The sequence below is a fragment of the Prosthecobacter debontii genome (assembly GCF_900167535.1).
GTDB classification, from domain to species: Bacteria; Verrucomicrobiota; Verrucomicrobiia; order Verrucomicrobiales; family Verrucomicrobiaceae; genus Prosthecobacter; species Prosthecobacter debontii.
In genome coordinates, this window is the sequence record NZ_FUYE01000002.1 from 374,971 (window position 1) to 389,845 (window position 14,875).

Here is a 14,875-nt window from a genome sequence, read left to right on the forward strand (position 1 = left end):
GGACTATTTACCAAACAAATGTTGACGGATGACGCGAGGATTTTGACGAAGATCCATAACGGCGACAAGCACAACACGCTGACTCTGAACTTCGTAAAAGATGCCGTAAGGGAACTTGCTGATCAGTAAACGACGATACGGAGTTTGGTAGCGAAGACCTATCTCTGGGTGGCCGCGTAGATAAGTCAGTGCTGCATCCAGACATTGCATGAAGATGTATCCCCGCCCCACCTGCTGCTCTTTCAACTGGTTAAACGCAGATTGAATATCAGCTCCCAGGAGAAAGATAAGATCCATCATAGTTGTCGCCCGAGGACTTTTTGCTGAATGGTTTCCCAAGTTGTAAATTTGTCAGGATGGTCGCGAAAATCCTCCATCCTACGATCCAACTCCGCAATGATGTGCCGCTCGACGGGAACTTCACTGGGGTGCTCAGCCAAATCATCCCAGAGCTCGCTGACAAAAATAAGTTTTTCAGCCGCCGAGAGCTGCCGAACTTCAGGAAAGTGTTCAATCACCATAAAGTAACGTCCGGGTTAAATTTTGTATCTCAGAATAGATCATTTTAGTTCGATGTCGCTCACGAGTTGCTAGATGACGGAGGTTTGATTTCGTCAACAGTCCCCGCCTCCAACAGCCGCACTTTACGCTCAATCAGAGGCAACCAGAGGCTGACGCGCGTGCCCTTACCCACACGGCTTTCGATATCGATCTCGCCACCGTGTTCACGAATGATCCGTCTGACAATCAGGAGTCCCAAGCCTGTGCCTGTCGCCCGAGTCGTGGAGAAGGGCTGAAACAATCTCCCCATCTGCTCTGGGCTGATGCCTTTACCAGAATCTTCAAAACTCAGGTGAACTTCGAAGTCCGTGTAACTGCCTTGGATCGTCAGCGTGCCGCCTTGGGGCATGGCTTGGCAAGCGTTACGAATGAGGTTATAAAGCGCCTGCTTCATCTGGTCAGCATCCAGAGGCATGGCGGGCATATCCGTGCGAAGATCCAACCGCACCTTGACCCCAGCCTGGTCGAGATCTGGCTTTAAAAAACGTAGACTCTCATGAACCAGATCCGAGATCTGCACGCGCTGGAGCTGCGGCTTCGTAGGGCGAATGGCCGATAAAAATTGACTGATGATGCGGTCCATCCGCTTGATCTCTCCCGTGGCGACATCCAGATGTTCACGTAGCGGGTCGGAGCTCTTCCCCATTTTCTTCAACCGCCGCTCCAGCAATTGCAGATGAATGGTGAGCGAATTCAAAGGATTGCCCAACTCATGAGCCACCCCGGCTGCGAGAAGAGTGAAAGCATTCAGCCGCTCGCTTTCGATCTGCTCCTCCGTTCGTTTGCGGGTTTCCGTCACATCCCGAATGAGCATGACGAATCCCAGCGGCTGGTGATCATCAATGCTGGTGATGTAGAAGTTTAGAAATCGATTTTCGGGGTAAAACGTCTCCAAATCCCGACTGACCACGGTGCCGGGTTTTAGCAGTTCCGTCCAATCCAGTCCGCGCAGGCCTTGGGTGATCTTTTGACCGATCACCTGTTCTTCTTTCAAGCCGAAGAGCTGACAAGCCGCCCGGTTGACGTAGGTGACACGCCGCTCGTTATCCAGCAGAATGACCCCCTCCTGGAGAGCCTGAAAAGTTTTCTCGAGAAAGCCTTTTTCCTTGATCAACTCAACGACAACCCCCTGGACCTCGGAGGGCTCCAGGCGGTCCATGCGTTTGAGCAGCTTGTCTAGGAAGGCAGATCTCATACAATGACGGCTATGACCGAAATTCTGCTGGTTTTAAGTACGTTTCCAGATGTCGAAAAGGCGAGACAAACTGGCACAGCGCTGGTGGAATCGCAACTGGCTGCATGTGTCAGTTTGTGTCCTCAGCTAGAGTCGATTTATCGCTGGCAGGGAGCTGTAGAGACCAACGCCGAAGTCCTGGCGATTTTTAAAACGACCGCGGGAACCTACCCTGCTCTGGAGAAACGCTTACGCGAACTCCACCCCTACGAGCTGCCTGAGATCGTGGCCCTCCCTGCCGCTCAGGTCAGTGCGGCTTATGCTCAGTGGGTCGCTAAGGAAGTCACACAGCCGATCATTGTTTAGCGTTCCGCAGCCACCATGGTTTCGATCCACTTGCCCAAGTCTGGAGCCTGAAACGCTCGCATTTGAGCCAACAGATCATCGGGATTGTCCGAAACGAGGACACAATTCCGGTGAACTTGGCGCAAAAACCCCTGTGAGGCCATGTGATCAAGGAACTGGAGCAGTCCATCGAAGAAGCCATTCACATTGAACAAACCCACAGGTTTTCCGTGGAAGCTAAGTTGCAGCCAAGTCAGGGTTTCAAACAACTCATCGAGCGTGCCAAACCCCCCCGGAAGAGCGATAAAACCGTCGCTCAAGTCCACCATCATCTGCTTCCGCTCATGCATTGAGCGCACGACATGCAATTCAGTCACTCCGCCATGCCCCAACTCTTTTTCCATGAGGGATTGAGGAATCACCCCGATGACCTTGCCTCCAGCCTCCAGAGCAGCATCAGCAATCACCCCCATCAGGCCCACATTTCCGCCGCCATAAACGAGTCCGATGCCCTGGCGTGCCAAATGGGCTGCTAGACCGGCAGCAGCTTGGCGATAGAGAGGATCATGCCCACCATTAGCTCCACAATAGATCGCGATACGCATCTGCTTTCTTTGTGCGTAAACCACCTTTTCATCAAGAGCAGAAAACCTTCACTTGGCGTCCCCTGGGAAACTCCCCCATGTTAACATCATGACCGTTCACACGCTCGATCTGCATTTTCAGAACACTCCAGGGCTCATCGCTGCCTATCTGGTAGAAAGTCAGGGAGAATTGGCCCTGATCGAAACAGGGCCAGGCTCAACCTTACCCACACTTTGCCAAGCCATCTCGAACTTAGGGTTCCGTCTCGAAAGTGTGCGCCATGTCTTAGTCACTCACATCCATCTGGACCACGCAGGTGCTGCCGGGTGGTGGGCGCAACAGGGAGCCCAGGTGTATTGTCACACGAACGCGGCCCGTCATCTTATCGATCCAAGCCGTCTGGTCGAAAGTGCCCGCATGGTTTATGGTGATGCCATGGACCGCCTCTGGGGAGAGATGTTACCTGCCCCTGCTGAAAAGGTGACGATCCTCAAGGATGGAGAAAGCCTAGTCATCGGAGATCAGCAGATTGTCGCCTGCGATACACCGGGGCACGCCAGGCATCATCTGGCCTTTATCGTTGGCTCCGCCTGTTTTACGGGAGATGTCGCGGGGCTTCGGTTGAAGCAAAGCGGCTATCTGTCTGTCACCGCAGCTCCCCCCCAATTCGATCCTCCCGCCTACCTCGCATCCTTGAATCGGCTTCTGGCAGGTCATTTCGATCGGCTTTTTCTCACCCATTTCGGAGAAATCACGGATGTCCAAAAGCACCTTCTTCATTACCAAGGCCGGGTTGAGCAAGTCCACCAAAATGTCCGGCAATGGGTCCAACAAGGCCTAACCGAAGATCAGCTCCGTGAAAAATATGAGGATACTGAGCGGACCTTGGCTACCTCCGTAGGGCTCTCGGAGGAAGCTTGGAGGCTTCATGAAATGGCTAACTCGACCCAGATGTGCGCCGATGGAGTGCGCCTTTTTGTGGAAAAGAATTCTTAGCGCACAGCTTCTGCAAGCACCCGCCGGAGCTGTGCAAAGTCCACGGGTTTGGTCAGGTGATTTACAAATCCCGCTTCATAAGCCAAGCGTTGATCCTCTTCCATGCCATAGCCAGTCAGGGCAATGCCGCGCAGGCCGTGTCGGTCGCGCAAGCGGCGCATCAAGTCGATACCGGTGCCGTCGGGTAAACCGATATCACTGACCACCAAATCATAGACGGATCCTTTGGCTAATCTCTCAGCGTCAGCCACCAAGCTCGCGGTATCCACGTGGTGTCCCGCGCGTCTCAAAAGCCGGGCCAAAACGGTCAGGGTCGGCTCATGATCCTCCACCAACAGCAGTCGCAGCGGCAGGGAGTCCGAAGATCTGTTGTCCTTCGAGGTATCCTGTGAGGGATCGCTGTCCCTACTAAAGTCGCCATCAAACGAAACGACCGGCAACTCCACACGAAAAGTTGCACCGCAATCTTGGCCTGCGCTCTCTGCAAAGATACCACCTCCATGCATATCGACGATAGCCTTGGAAATAGCCAAGCCTAAACCCAATCCTCCGAAACGGTGATCATTGGCCAAACCAGCTTGTTCAAATGGTAAAAAGATCTTCTGAAGCGTTTCTGGAGCGATCCCGATGCCGTCGTCCGTCACCTCCACGAGCAATCTCTCGCCTTCATTACGGGAGACGATGGAAATGCGTCCCCTTGCAGGGGTGAACTTCACCGCATTTTTGAGCAGGTTCCAAAACACTTGCTGCAAACGTGACGGATCACACTCCAGCCAAGCATGTTGGGCCAACAGCTTCACTTCAATCACCAATCCCTTCGCCTGGGCTTCATCTCTCACAATCTCCAGGGCTAATGCGATCAAGGAATGCGCGTCTGTCTTTTGCAGTCTTAGCGCCAGCTTGCCGTGGATGATTCGAGTGAGGTCTAACAAATCATCGATCAAACGAGCCTCCATCATGATGTTACGGCGCATCATGTAAAGGGTATCGTGCACATGAGAAGGCAGGGCTGGATCCTCACACAAATCTTCCGCCGCCATGAGCACGGGCGTCAGCGGTGTACGTAACTCATGCGACAAGACCGCAAGGAATTCGTCTTTGGCTCGATTCGCTCTTTCTGCTTCGGCCTTAGCTTCACGAGCCAACTCCTCAGCACGCACCACATCGTCGATATCCGTGGACGTACCATACCAGCGAATCACCTCTCCTCGCTCATCACGAAGCGGAACACCTCGGCCCAAATACCATCGATAGGCGCCTGTGGCCTGATCTCGCCAACGGTAGCGCGTTTGATAATCTTCGCCGGTGCGCACGGAATGGGCCCAGCGGTCGATCGAATGCTCGATATCCTCTGGATGCATCACTGCAAGCCAACTGATGGAACCTACTTCACCATCCGGGCGACCCGACAACTCATACCACCGTCGGTTGTAATAGCTGACATAACCGTCTGGGTTAGCTAACCAAACGACTTGAGGCATGATGTCCGCAATCTGGCGAAATCGCTCTTCACTCTCTTGCAGCACCCGCGTGATTTGCGCCCTCTGGAGCGCTTCCCAGCAGCGATTGGCCACCAACTGCACCAAGGAAACTTCATCTTCCGTCCACTGTCTTGCAGTCGTCATATGGACCGCCATCGCTCCGACAAATCGACCTTCTTTGTGCAATGGAACACAGATGACTGCACGAATTTGAGTCTCGTGATACACTGCAAGCTCCGCCTCAGACAACGGCAAGACCTCGACATCCTCCACCACATAAGGCTGATCCGCACGCATCAGGCGTAAGACCTCTTCGCCAAACTGAGTGAATGTAAAACGGCCCACAATGCTGGGAACCCCTCGGGTGTAATCTCCCGTGATCGACATCGTGTCCTGATCCTCGCCGATATCTGCGTACGCACAGCGGTTCACTTGCAAATACTCGCCTAACAAACGAGCAGAAATAGCGACGATTTCTTCCGCATCGCCCAAGGGTCGGACCGCATCGTCTAACTCGACTAAAAAACTCTGTCGCTTTTCTTGCTTACGGCGCTCCGTGATATCGACAAATGCGCCAATACTCCCCCTCGGTTTACCATCTTCGTCAAACAAAGGAGCGATGGACTCCAGAAGCCGCACCTCACGGCCATCTGCATGCACAACATTGATCTCACAATCACGCACGGCAATTCCCTCGCGTGCGGCAACCTGCATCGGAAGCTTTTCGTTGGGAATCTCATTCCCCCAGTCGTCTGTCACACGAAAGTTGGTTGGGGCCTCCCCCTCGGGAGCCGTCTTGGAAGCATTCGCTCCTTGAGGCACTTCCAAAATCGATGAAAAGACTTTGTTGATACGAATATTCCGACATTCGGGATCGTTGGCGATAGCGATGCCAATGGGCAACACATCCAAGAGCGTTTCTAGTTCAGCCACGCGCGCGCGTTTTTCTTGGTCCAATCGATTCACTTCAAACTCTGCCTGATGACGATTCGTCACGTCTTTAAAGATGACCGCCACCTGTGACTTTTGAGGCAAACCGATCGGAAAGGCATACAAGTCAAACTGGCGTTTCAGAGACTCTGAACTCTGTGAAAAACGTAGAGGTTTTTGCTCCCGAGCCACCTTCCCATAAATTTCAAACCAATGCGCCTCGTGCACCGGATTGAGTTCCTTCATGGTTTTCCCCACGGCATCTTTTAAACCTGTGTGCGTTTCGAAAGCAGGATTGATTTCTTGAAAAAGATAGTCCTGAGGCTGGCCGTGCTTATCCCACACCATTTCAATCACACAGAAGCCATCATCGATGGAGTTGAATAAGGTTCGATAACGTTCCTCGCTTTCTCTTAAAGCCCTCTCGGCCTCCTTAGCTTGGGTTATCTCTTGGAAATAGACCGCCAATCCACCACTGCGAATGGGATATGCTCGGATCGAAAACCAGCGGTTCCAAGGTGGATAAAAGGTCTCAAACTCGACGGAGATCTGCTCGGCCACGGCTCGCTGAAACTCCTGCCCGATGAGGGTCTGACGCGTCTCAGGAAACTCATCCCAGTAACTTTGACCGATCAAACCGTCAGCATTGACGCCATTCATCGACAAAATTCGTTTACCTGTTTCATTGATGAAGGTGAAGCGCCAATCCGCATCAAAGCAGTAAAGGCCATCCGTGATGCATTCCAAGATATGCAGCACACGTTCATCACCGTCGCCGGGGAGGATCGGAACAAAAGTCGATGCAGGACCCGACGAGGAGGTTTCCATGATCAAAAAAACAAAATAGAGATTCGAATACCAACCGAGGGCAGACGCATGGAAACCACGCTCTTTTTATCCGCCGCTAGCTCCCACTGTGGACGCATCAGGAGCACACATTCGTGCTGGGTCCAGCGCTTCATCGAGTTCTTCCTGACTGATTCCCAGATCTTCTAAGCGCTCTTGACAGAGTTTTCTCACGGAGATTCCCGTGCGTGCGCTCTCTTTGGCAATGATCGAAGCCTGATCGTAACCAATTTTGGAATTGAGCCCCGTGATCAACGCCATGCTGTGTTCGATGAATTGACCGCACCGCTGCTCATTGGCGGTGATGCCTCGAATGCAGCGCTCATCGAACAGAGCCACGGACCTGCTAAGTAGGGCGATGCTTTCCAGAAGTGCTGCTCCCAGAGCGGGCATCATCACGTTGAGCTCAAAATTCCCATTGGCGGCACACCACGTCACGGTGGCATCATTCCCAAACACACGAGCGCAGACCTGCATGAGGCTTTCACTCATGACGGGATTCACCTTCCCAGGCATGATGCTGCTTCCTGGCTGTGTCGCCGGTAAGGAGATCTCGCCAATGGCACACTGAGGTCCAGACCCTAACCAACGAATATCGTTGGCAATCTTGAACAATCCGGTAGCGACGGTCTTGATCTGGCCACTGGCTTCAACCAAGGCATCTTTAGCAGCTTGGGCTTCAAAGTGATCTGCCGCTTCTCGGAAAGGCAGATTGGTTTTTTCTGCCAATAAAGTGATCACTATCCCCGGAAAGTCCGGATGTCGATTCAGACCTGTGCCCACGGCTGTGCCCCCCAAGGGCAATTCCAGCACCGCCGATACCGCTTTTTTCACTCGCTCCACAGCCAACTCCACTTGGCGTGCATAGCCTTGAAATTCTTGTCCCAGCCTAACGGGTGTCGCGTCCATGAGATGCGTGCGCCCGATTTTCAGCACGTCCCAAAACTCACGGCTTTTGACTTTCAAGCTGGAGGCCAATCCCATGAGAGCAGGTTGGAGGTTCCTCGCCATCGCAAGCCCCACAGCCAGATGGAGAGCGGTTGGAAAGGTATCGTTGGATGACTGCCCCATGTTTACATGGTCATTCGGATGAATAGACACTTCACCTTGTGCGGGGCCTTCCATTTGGGAGGCGCGATGGGCAATCACTTCATTGACATTCATGTTCGTGCTCGTCCCAGAGCCGGTCTGGTAAACATCCACCACGAAGTGAGCATCCAGACGCCCTTCGGCCACCTCAAGTGCCGCCTGCTCGATGAGCTGGGCCCGAGCAGCCGAGAGCAACCCCAGCTCCGCATGTGCCTTAGCAGCCGCCCATTTGATCAATCCGTAGGCATGAATCACGGACAAAGGCACTGGCTGGCCGCTCACGGGGAAGTTTAAGACCGCCCTTTGAGTGGATGCTCCATACAGTGCGTTTACAGGCACTTCCATCTCGCCCATGCTGTCTTTTTCAGTGCGGACATTCATGCTGGAGATGTTCAGCGAAGTCATGCCAAACTAAAGCACAAAAGCACATTCCTTCTTCGGCACCGTGCCATTTTCTCTCTGTTAAAATAAGCGAGGTCATGGTAGGCTGTCTCTCCATGAATCGATCCCTGCTCGCTTTTTCAGTCGCGAATGTCCGTCTGGGGCTCGATGCCATGCATGTGCAGGAAGTGGTTCCTTCAGCCCGTCTCGTTACACCTCCCGAGTTACCACCCTTGTTAAGGGGATTTCTCTCGATCAATCACACGCTGGTGCCTGTGATTCGGCTGGAAAAGCTTGTCTTACCAGCCCCCTATTCTTCAGACCTGCCTCTGCGCTTAACGGATCGCTTGGTGATAACTCGAATCTGCGGTCAAAACTTGGCGTGGGTTGTAGGCAATGACTTGGAACTGCTGCCGTATCGCACCCGGGACCTGAGCCCCGTGCCAGAGGATCACGTCTTGAATGATTGTGCGGACAGCATCCTGCCTGAGGAACCTCCCGTCATTCTGCTCAACCCTGAAAAGCTGTTGCTCGAAGCCGAGCGTTTGAGGATAGAGCAACTCCGAGCTCGAGAACTTGACCGATTGACACTGATCACCGCTCCCACCCCAGCCTTGCAATCTGCGTGATAATTGCTGCCCCCAAGTCACAGGAATGGCTGAGCGACCCTCAGTTTCTTCCCCTCAAAGACTGGATCATCCAACGCACTGGACTGTCTTACTACAGCAGTCGGGAGACGGAGTTCGCAGCCGCATTGGAGCGCGTCTTTGGTCAAGGGAAGAGCAGGCCCTCTGCCGGGGTGCTATTAAGCCGCATCCAATCGAACGCCTCCGATCTGGACGCCCTCGTGGAGGAACTCACCATTGGAGAGACCTTTTTCTTTCGTCACCTGGAGATGTTTCAGGCACTTCAAAGCGCAGTTTTTCCAGACATTCTCCAACGTAAAGCCGCCAGCAAAACACTGCGTATCTGGAGTGCAGGCTGTTCCATCGGAGCTGAACCTTACTCGATTGCTATTCTTCTTCGAGAGATGTTGGGCATGCAGTTTAAAGACTGGTCCATCCAGATTCTCGGCACGGACATTAACCGCCGTTTTTTGCGGGTGGCTCAAGCCGGGGCCTATGACCCCTGGGCACTGCGCGGCATGCCTCCGCAGATTCTCCATCACTGCTTTACTCAAGAGGGTAATAAGTGGCGTCTGACGGACCGCTGCCGATCTGGGGTGACCTTTCGATCCCACAACTTAGCCTCCGATCCCTTTCCCAACTCACCGGAAGGACTCGCAGCCTTTGATCTGATCATTTGCCGAAATGTGATGATCTATTTTGATCAGGCTTTCATCCAGAAATTAGCCCATCAGTTTCACGATAGCCTAAGCCCGGGAGGCTGGCTCGCCGTCGGCCACGCAGAACCTCATACGAACACTTTCCGAATGTTCAGGACGGTGAACACGAAAGGGGCCATCCTTTACCAACGGCCCACGGGGGGCAGCGAAATTCTAGAATCCATCTCCACCCCGGCATATCCACCTCCCCGAACTGCATGGGCTCCACTCCCGGTCACGTTACCCGCCCTCGAAGTCGCCAGCGACCGCTTCTCCACCCCTGAATCGCCGTCCCCATTTCTGTCGGAGAGCTTTTTACCGAAGCCTGACGCAGCAGCAGAATCTCCCCCCCAGTCTTACCCCCTGGAAGCCGCCATGCAGCTTGCGGATCGCGGGGCTCTTCTTGAGGCTTTGCAAGCTTGCGATACGTTTTTGCTCAACGAGCCCCTTTCCGCCGCAGGGCATTGTTGCCACGGGATGATCCTGTATCAGCTAAGCGAATGGGTGGCGGCTGAGCGGTCAATTCGCCGTAGTTTATATCTCAAACGCGATCTTGCTCTGGCACATTATTATCTCGGTCTGGTGCAAGAACGCCAAGGCCACAACGCCAAAAAGCACTACCAGAATGCTCTTGATCTCCTCCTTGACGCACAAGCGGACGATCTCGTCCCTCTTGGGCAGGGATTGACCGTCCGAGAATTTCGCTCCCTCCTCGCCATGCCAGAAACTTTAGCCGAAGCTCGCTAGACTCACCATGACTGAAACACGTGATATCGACTGGCATGCTGTGCACGAACAATTGGATGCCAGCAGCCGTTTATTAGAGAGCTCTTTTCAACCTCCGCCAGAGGCGGTTGAACGCATTTTAGCCGAAAGAGCGGAGCAACTCGCACATCGACGGAATCTAACGCCAAGCGCCCCTGCCACCAGCCGCACCCTTCTCTTGATCGAAGTCGGTTCTTACACGGCGGGGATCGAGATCAAATGGATCCAAGAAGTGGTGAACCTGGAGCGCCAGCCAGCCCCCATCCCCGATGCCCATGAATTATTGCTCGGGGTGATCAATATTCACAACCAAATGGCAGCTCTCATCAATCCTTGGCTATTGATGAATGAAAAGCCCACCACCCAATACACCTTCCCCCAAGCCGTGTTCCTCCGCCATCCCCATTTGAATCTGGCTGTGGGCTGCACCCAGGCGCTCAACTTGGTGGAACTCACTGAAGATGCTTGGCAGAGTGACCGTCTCTTTCTCTACGGCTCTGAACGCCGCCCTGGCGTGCTTCTCGACATTCATCATCTCGTCACTTCGTTGGAGAACCAACAACAACATCTGATTTAACCTACGGCCATACGGCTCCCGCAGCACGAATCCCTTTCTTTTGCTCTCTCATGTCCCCGACACCCCGAAATCCCTGGAGCGACCTTAACGTCGGCATCAAACTCACTTTCATCCCGCTCTTCTTTATCTTGATATTGGCAGGTGTGCTGTACTCCACCATTTCGACCTCCCGAGACCAGCAAGGTAACATCGAAATCGTCGAGAAAGTGGGCAGACAGCGCATGCTCCAGCAGCAGCACTTTGCAACCGCCCTCTTAATTATCCAAAACAAGACCACGCGTGAGCGCCTGGATTACATCCGCAAAGCGTGGCTGGATGGCCAGAAGGCCCTCACCTACGGGGGCCCCATTTTGGTCCGCCTCAATTATCCTGAAACCATGGATATGCCTGCCGCCCCATCGGAATATCTGCGCGGGCTCCTTCAGTCTCAGACTCAGCTCATCAATGATTCCGTCCAGGACATCGATCGTCTTATCACAACGGCCCCCGATGCAGCGGGATACGATGAACTGCTGAACAATCTGTTGGCCAAGGAAGCGGAAATCCAAGATCTCGGAATTGAGATCGCCAGAGGTTTTACCCGCCACATGGAAGACCAGGTGGAGGAACTCATCAAAACCCAAAGTGGAGTGGCCGCCGTCGCTGCGCTTCTAAGTTTCCTCTTCAGTTGGTTCATCGCCCGTAGCATCAGCCAGCCGCTGCAGAGTGTGGTGGAGTCAGCCAATAGCATCGCTACGGGCAATCTGCGCATTTCGAAATTGGAGGTGAACAGCAGCGACGAGATCGGCCGACTCGGAGCCTCTTTCAATAACATGCTCGACAACCTGAAAGAGCTGAGTGGTCAGATCCTCAATGTGACAGGGAACATCAACTCGGCCGCCGCAGAAATCCTGGCCTCCACTCAGCAGCAAGCCTCCAGCACCAAAGAGCAAGCCGCGACCGTCCATGAAATTTCCGCGACCATGCAGGAGATCAGCCAATCTGGCAACGAGATCACCGATAAAGCCAAACAGGTGGCCGCCACCGCTGAAGCCACCTCCGCCGCAGGTGAATCCGGCATCAACGCTGTGAAAACGACCAGCCGCTTGATGGAAGGCATTCGCCAGCAGGTGGAAGACGTGGCCACCCGGATTGTGGCGCTGAGCGAACGCACGCAGGCCATTGGTGAAATCGTCAGCACCGTCAATGAAATCGCCGAACAGTCCAACCTGCTCGCACTCAACGCCAGCATCGAAGCTGCTTCGGCTGGGGAACAAGGCAACCGCTTTGCCGTTGTGGCCGGGGAAATGCGCAATCTGGCACAGCGGGCTAAAGAGAGCACCGTTCAGGTAGGATCGATCCTGGGCGAGATCCAGCGTGGCATCAACAGCACGGTCATGATGACTGAGGAAGCGGTCAAACGCTCCGATTCCGGCAAACAGCAAGCCGAGATCACCGAACAAACGATTCATCAGATGACGCGGACCACGGTGGAGAGTGTGCACGCCTTTCAGCAAATCATTGCCTCCACCAGTCAGCAGCAGATCGGTTTTGACCAGGTCACGCAAGGCATGCGGGACATTCGCCAGGCCACCGAACAAACCGCCATCGGAACCTCCCAACTCGAAAAAGCCTTGGCCAACCTCAACGAATTGAGCCTGCAACTGAGAACGGCCGTCAGCCGCTATCAAGTTTAACGATCTCTCTTCACTCTTCTAGCCTCCGTCTATTTCCTGATCTTCCATGTCAGACTCTGATCTCCATCAGCGGGTGCTCGCCGCTTTTCAGACTGAGTTCAAAGAACAGATGCAGGTGATCCGTGCGATGCTGGCCGCTTGGCCTGCTGTGTCCGCCGCCCTGCTGGACGATGCTTTTCGGATGGCCCACAGCATGAAGGGAAGTGCAAGAGTATGTGACCTCCAAGAGGTCGAAACGATCGCCCATCATCTCGAGAGCCTGCTCTCTGACTTGACCCAAGAAGAGGCCACTTTCTCCGCAGAATTGAAGCGGGAAATTGAAGCTCAGGCCAATGCTGCGGAAGACACCATGGCCGCCGCCATGGAACGTGAACTGGCTCCGACCTCGGCCAGCGATCAAGCTTCTCCCAAGCCCACAGCGAGTCAAAGCACCCTCCACCTTGAAACCTCCTTGCTAGATGACTTAGTGCAGTCTTCCGGCTTGGTTCTTTCCGAAGCTAGCCGTCAGGAATCCCTGAGCGAAGATCTGGATGGGTTATCCACGGAACTCGAGCGTCTGCGCAAGCTCCTACACCTAGACCGCCACGAGCCAGGAGATCTGCGCTATCACATCCGAGAGGCTGGGAAACACCTTCAACAGATCCGCGACCGACAGCGCCGTGGGAGCCGGACTCTCCGAGTGCTCAGCAGTCAGCTTCAGGAACACGTGAATCGCATCTGTCTCGTGCCGATCAGCTCGGTCTTCGAAGGCTTCCCCAAAATGATGCGCGACCTCACCAATGAGGCTGGTAAGCCCATCCGCTTCACCATGACAGGCACGGAGCTCCAAGCGGACCGCATGGTTCTCCAAGCGCTCAAGGATCCGGTAATGCATGCACTCCGCAACGCGGTTTCACACGGTATCGAATCTCCCCAGCGACGACGTCAGGCAGGAAAAGCCGAAGAAGGCGACGTGCGCTTGGATCTTCAAATCGAAAATAGTTTGTTATGCCTGACGCTTACGGACGACGGGCAAGGCGTGGATGTCGACCGGGTGAAGCAAAAAGCACTCCAAGCAGGACTCATCACCCATGCTGAGCTGCCAGAACTGTCTTCAGAGGCCATTACCGATCTAATTTTCAGTTCAGGCCTCACCACCACCCACGAGGTCACCCGAGTTTCAGGCCGAGGCATGGGTCTCTCCATCGTTCGTGAAAGAGTGGCTCAGTTTCAGGGAGATGTGACCATGACCTCTGAGCCTGGCCTGGGTAGCCGACTTGAAATTCGCATCCCGGTCAGCATCTCTGCGCGGCGTCTGCTGTTGTTCAAAGCATGCGGGCATCTTTTTGCCCTCCCGCTCAGTGCTTTGAAAGTATTGCTGCGTGTGAACGACATTCATTTGGTGGATGGACGAAGCGTGGTCTTCTGGGAAGGCACCTCAATCCAAGTCACCACAGCCTCCGAAGCCGCAGGGAAACCACCGAGCATCTTGCGAGATGGGGAAGGCCAAATTCTGCTGGCTGTATTGGAAGGTCAGCGGCCTATTGCCTTGCATGTGGAGTCCTTTTTGGGAGAGATTCGTGCCCTAATTCGGCCCCTCCCCTTCCCGGCGTCACTGTCTCCTCACTTTTCAGGGGGCATCGTCACTGATGAAGGCTCCATCATTCTCGTTCTCAATCCTCAGACCCTCGTGGATCGCTGTCGAGCAGTTCCCCTTCCGGAGGAAACCCCTGCCACGACTGCACCTGTGGCGCTTCGGCAAGCCACCGTGCTAGTCGTTGACGACTCCTTCACCGCGCGGACGCTGCAAAAAAGTATTTTGGAAACGGCTGGTTATCATGTCCGCACAGCGGAAGATGGCCGGGCTGCATTAAACATTCTACATAGTGGGGGCATTTCTCTCGTCGTCAGCGATGTACAGATGCCCCACCTGGATGGATTCCAACTGCTCTCGACGATGAAAGCCCAACCCGCACTGACTCAAATTCCCGTCATTTTGGTCACCTCATTGAGCAAGAACGAAGATCAGGAGCGCGGGCTGGCACTCGGAGCGGACGCTTATATCGTGAAAGAGCGCTTCGATCATCAAGAGTTACTCCGAGTGGTACGTCAGCTTGTTTGATCCATTGCAGCCATGCTTGTTTGTTTCCCCACCGCTCCACCGTC

The 14,875-nt window shown here is 54.1% G+C and carries 13 protein-coding genes; 7 read left to right on the top strand and 6 right to left on the bottom strand.

All coding sequences use genetic code 11. The annotated features are described in order from the left end of the window. Window positions 1–3: 3 nt before the first annotated feature. The 3 genes from B5D61_RS03905 to B5D61_RS03915 are packed head-to-tail and all read right to left on the bottom strand — an operon-like array spanning window position 4 to window position 1,756. The gene (locus B5D61_RS03905) at window positions 4–300 is read right to left on the bottom strand and encodes a hypothetical protein (protein WP_078811991.1); all 297 of its coding nucleotides are present in this window, start codon (window positions 298–300) and stop codon (window positions 4–6) included. Further along, entirely contained in the window at window positions 297–521 is a 225-nt protein-coding gene (locus B5D61_RS03910) for an addiction module protein (protein WP_078811992.1), read from the bottom strand. Before B5D61_RS03910 ends, B5D61_RS03905 begins: the two co-directional genes overlap by 4 nt. Window positions 522–580: 59 nt before the next feature. Next, window positions 581–1,756 carry a two-component system sensor histidine kinase NtrB gene (locus tag B5D61_RS03915; RefSeq protein ID WP_078811993.1) on the bottom strand — a complete coding sequence of 392 codons (1,176 nt, stop codon included), beginning with the start codon at window positions 1,754–1,756 and terminating at the stop codon, window positions 581–583. Between the two features lie 12 nt (window positions 1,757–1,768). Between B5D61_RS03915 and cutA the strand changes: the two genes are divergently transcribed. Further along, entirely contained in the window at window positions 1,769–2,101 is a 333-nt protein-coding gene (cutA, locus tag B5D61_RS03920) for a divalent-cation tolerance protein CutA (protein WP_176159210.1), read from the top strand. On the opposite strand, the gene B5D61_RS03925 is transcribed toward cutA, so the two are convergent. Beyond that, window positions 2,098–2,685 (bottom strand): LOG family protein, encoded by a 588-nt coding sequence (locus B5D61_RS03925; protein ID WP_078811995.1) that lies wholly within the window; start codon window positions 2,683–2,685, stop codon window positions 2,098–2,100. The genes cutA and B5D61_RS03925 overlap by 4 nt on opposite strands. An 88-nt stretch (window positions 2,686–2,773) precedes the next feature. On the opposite strand from B5D61_RS03925, the gene B5D61_RS03930 reads away from it, so the two are divergent. After that, a complete protein-coding gene (locus B5D61_RS03930) occupies window positions 2,774–3,661 on the top strand; it encodes an MBL fold metallo-hydrolase (RefSeq protein ID WP_078811996.1) in 888 nt (295 codons plus the stop codon). Here B5D61_RS03930 and B5D61_RS03935 read toward each other — a convergent pair. Further along, window positions 3,658–6,900, bottom strand: a complete 3,243-nt coding sequence (locus B5D61_RS03935) for a PAS domain-containing protein (protein WP_078811997.1) — start codon at window positions 6,898–6,900, stop codon at window positions 3,658–3,660. The genes B5D61_RS03930 and B5D61_RS03935 overlap by 4 nt on opposite strands. Window positions 6,901–6,966: 66 nt before the next feature. Further along, window positions 6,967–8,388, bottom strand: coding sequence for a class II fumarate hydratase (locus B5D61_RS03940; protein ID WP_078812170.1), 1,422 nt, complete (start codon window positions 8,386–8,388; stop codon window positions 6,967–6,969). Between the two features lie 116 nt (window positions 8,389–8,504). Between B5D61_RS03940 and B5D61_RS03945 the strand changes: the two genes are divergently transcribed. Genes B5D61_RS03945 through B5D61_RS03965 form a run of 5 tightly spaced genes read left to right on the top strand, consistent with a single transcriptional unit; the run spans window position 8,505 to window position 14,831 of the window. After that, window positions 8,505–9,017, top strand: coding sequence for a chemotaxis protein CheW (locus tag B5D61_RS03945; RefSeq protein WP_176159211.1), 513 nt, complete (start codon window positions 8,505–8,507; stop codon window positions 9,015–9,017). Beyond that, entirely contained in the window at window positions 9,014–10,459 is a 1,446-nt protein-coding gene (locus B5D61_RS03950) for a CheR family methyltransferase (RefSeq protein ID WP_078811998.1), read from the top strand. The genes B5D61_RS03945 and B5D61_RS03950 overlap by 4 nt, the downstream gene beginning before the upstream one ends. Window positions 10,460–10,466: 7 nt before the next feature. Next, window positions 10,467–11,054 (top strand): chemotaxis protein CheW, encoded by a 588-nt coding sequence (locus tag B5D61_RS03955; RefSeq protein ID WP_078811999.1) that lies wholly within the window; start codon window positions 10,467–10,469, stop codon window positions 11,052–11,054. A gap of 50 nt (window positions 11,055–11,104) precedes the next feature. Then, window positions 11,105–12,730: a methyl-accepting chemotaxis protein gene (locus tag B5D61_RS03960; RefSeq protein WP_078812000.1), complete on the top strand. Its 1,626-nt coding sequence runs from the start codon at window positions 11,105–11,107 to the stop codon at window positions 12,728–12,730. Window positions 12,731–12,776: 46 nt separating this feature from the next. Continuing rightward, window positions 12,777–14,831 (top strand): hybrid sensor histidine kinase/response regulator, encoded by a 2,055-nt coding sequence (locus B5D61_RS03965; protein WP_078812001.1) that lies wholly within the window; start codon window positions 12,777–12,779, stop codon window positions 14,829–14,831. Window positions 14,832–14,875: the final 44 nt, after the last annotated feature.

What these genes read in the sequence shown, in the direction of transcription:
- cutA (WP_176159210.1), top strand. Translation starts at nt 1,769, where the DNA reads ATGACCGAAATTCTGCTGGTTTTAAGTACGTTTCCAGATGTCGAAAAG.
- B5D61_RS03905 (WP_078811991.1), bottom strand. Translation starts at nt 300, where the DNA reads ATGATGGATCTTATCTTTCTCCTGGGAGCTGATATTCAATCTGCGTTT.
- B5D61_RS03955 (WP_078811999.1), top strand. Translation starts at nt 10,467, where the DNA reads ATGACTGAAACACGTGATATCGACTGGCATGCTGTGCACGAACAATTG.
- B5D61_RS03930 (WP_078811996.1), top strand. Translation starts at nt 2,774, where the DNA reads ATGACCGTTCACACGCTCGATCTGCATTTTCAGAACACTCCAGGGCTC.
- B5D61_RS03925 (WP_078811995.1), bottom strand. Translation starts at nt 2,685, where the DNA reads ATGCGTATCGCGATCTATTGTGGAGCTAATGGTGGGCATGATCCTCTC.
- B5D61_RS03945 (WP_176159211.1), top strand. Translation starts at nt 8,505, where the DNA reads ATGAATCGATCCCTGCTCGCTTTTTCAGTCGCGAATGTCCGTCTGGGG.
- B5D61_RS03935 (WP_078811997.1), bottom strand. Translation starts at nt 6,900, where the DNA reads ATGGAAACCTCCTCGTCGGGTCCTGCATCGACTTTTGTTCCGATCCTC.
- B5D61_RS03915 (WP_078811993.1), bottom strand. Translation starts at nt 1,756, where the DNA reads ATGAGATCTGCCTTCCTAGACAAGCTGCTCAAACGCATGGACCGCCTG.
- B5D61_RS03940 (WP_078812170.1), bottom strand. Translation starts at nt 8,388, where the DNA reads ATGAATGTCCGCACTGAAAAAGACAGCATGGGCGAGATGGAAGTGCCT.
- B5D61_RS03965 (WP_078812001.1), top strand. Translation starts at nt 12,777, where the DNA reads ATGTCAGACTCTGATCTCCATCAGCGGGTGCTCGCCGCTTTTCAGACT.
- B5D61_RS03960 (WP_078812000.1), top strand. Translation starts at nt 11,105, where the DNA reads ATGTCCCCGACACCCCGAAATCCCTGGAGCGACCTTAACGTCGGCATC.
- B5D61_RS03910 (WP_078811992.1), bottom strand. Translation starts at nt 521, where the DNA reads ATGGTGATTGAACACTTTCCTGAAGTTCGGCAGCTCTCGGCGGCTGAA.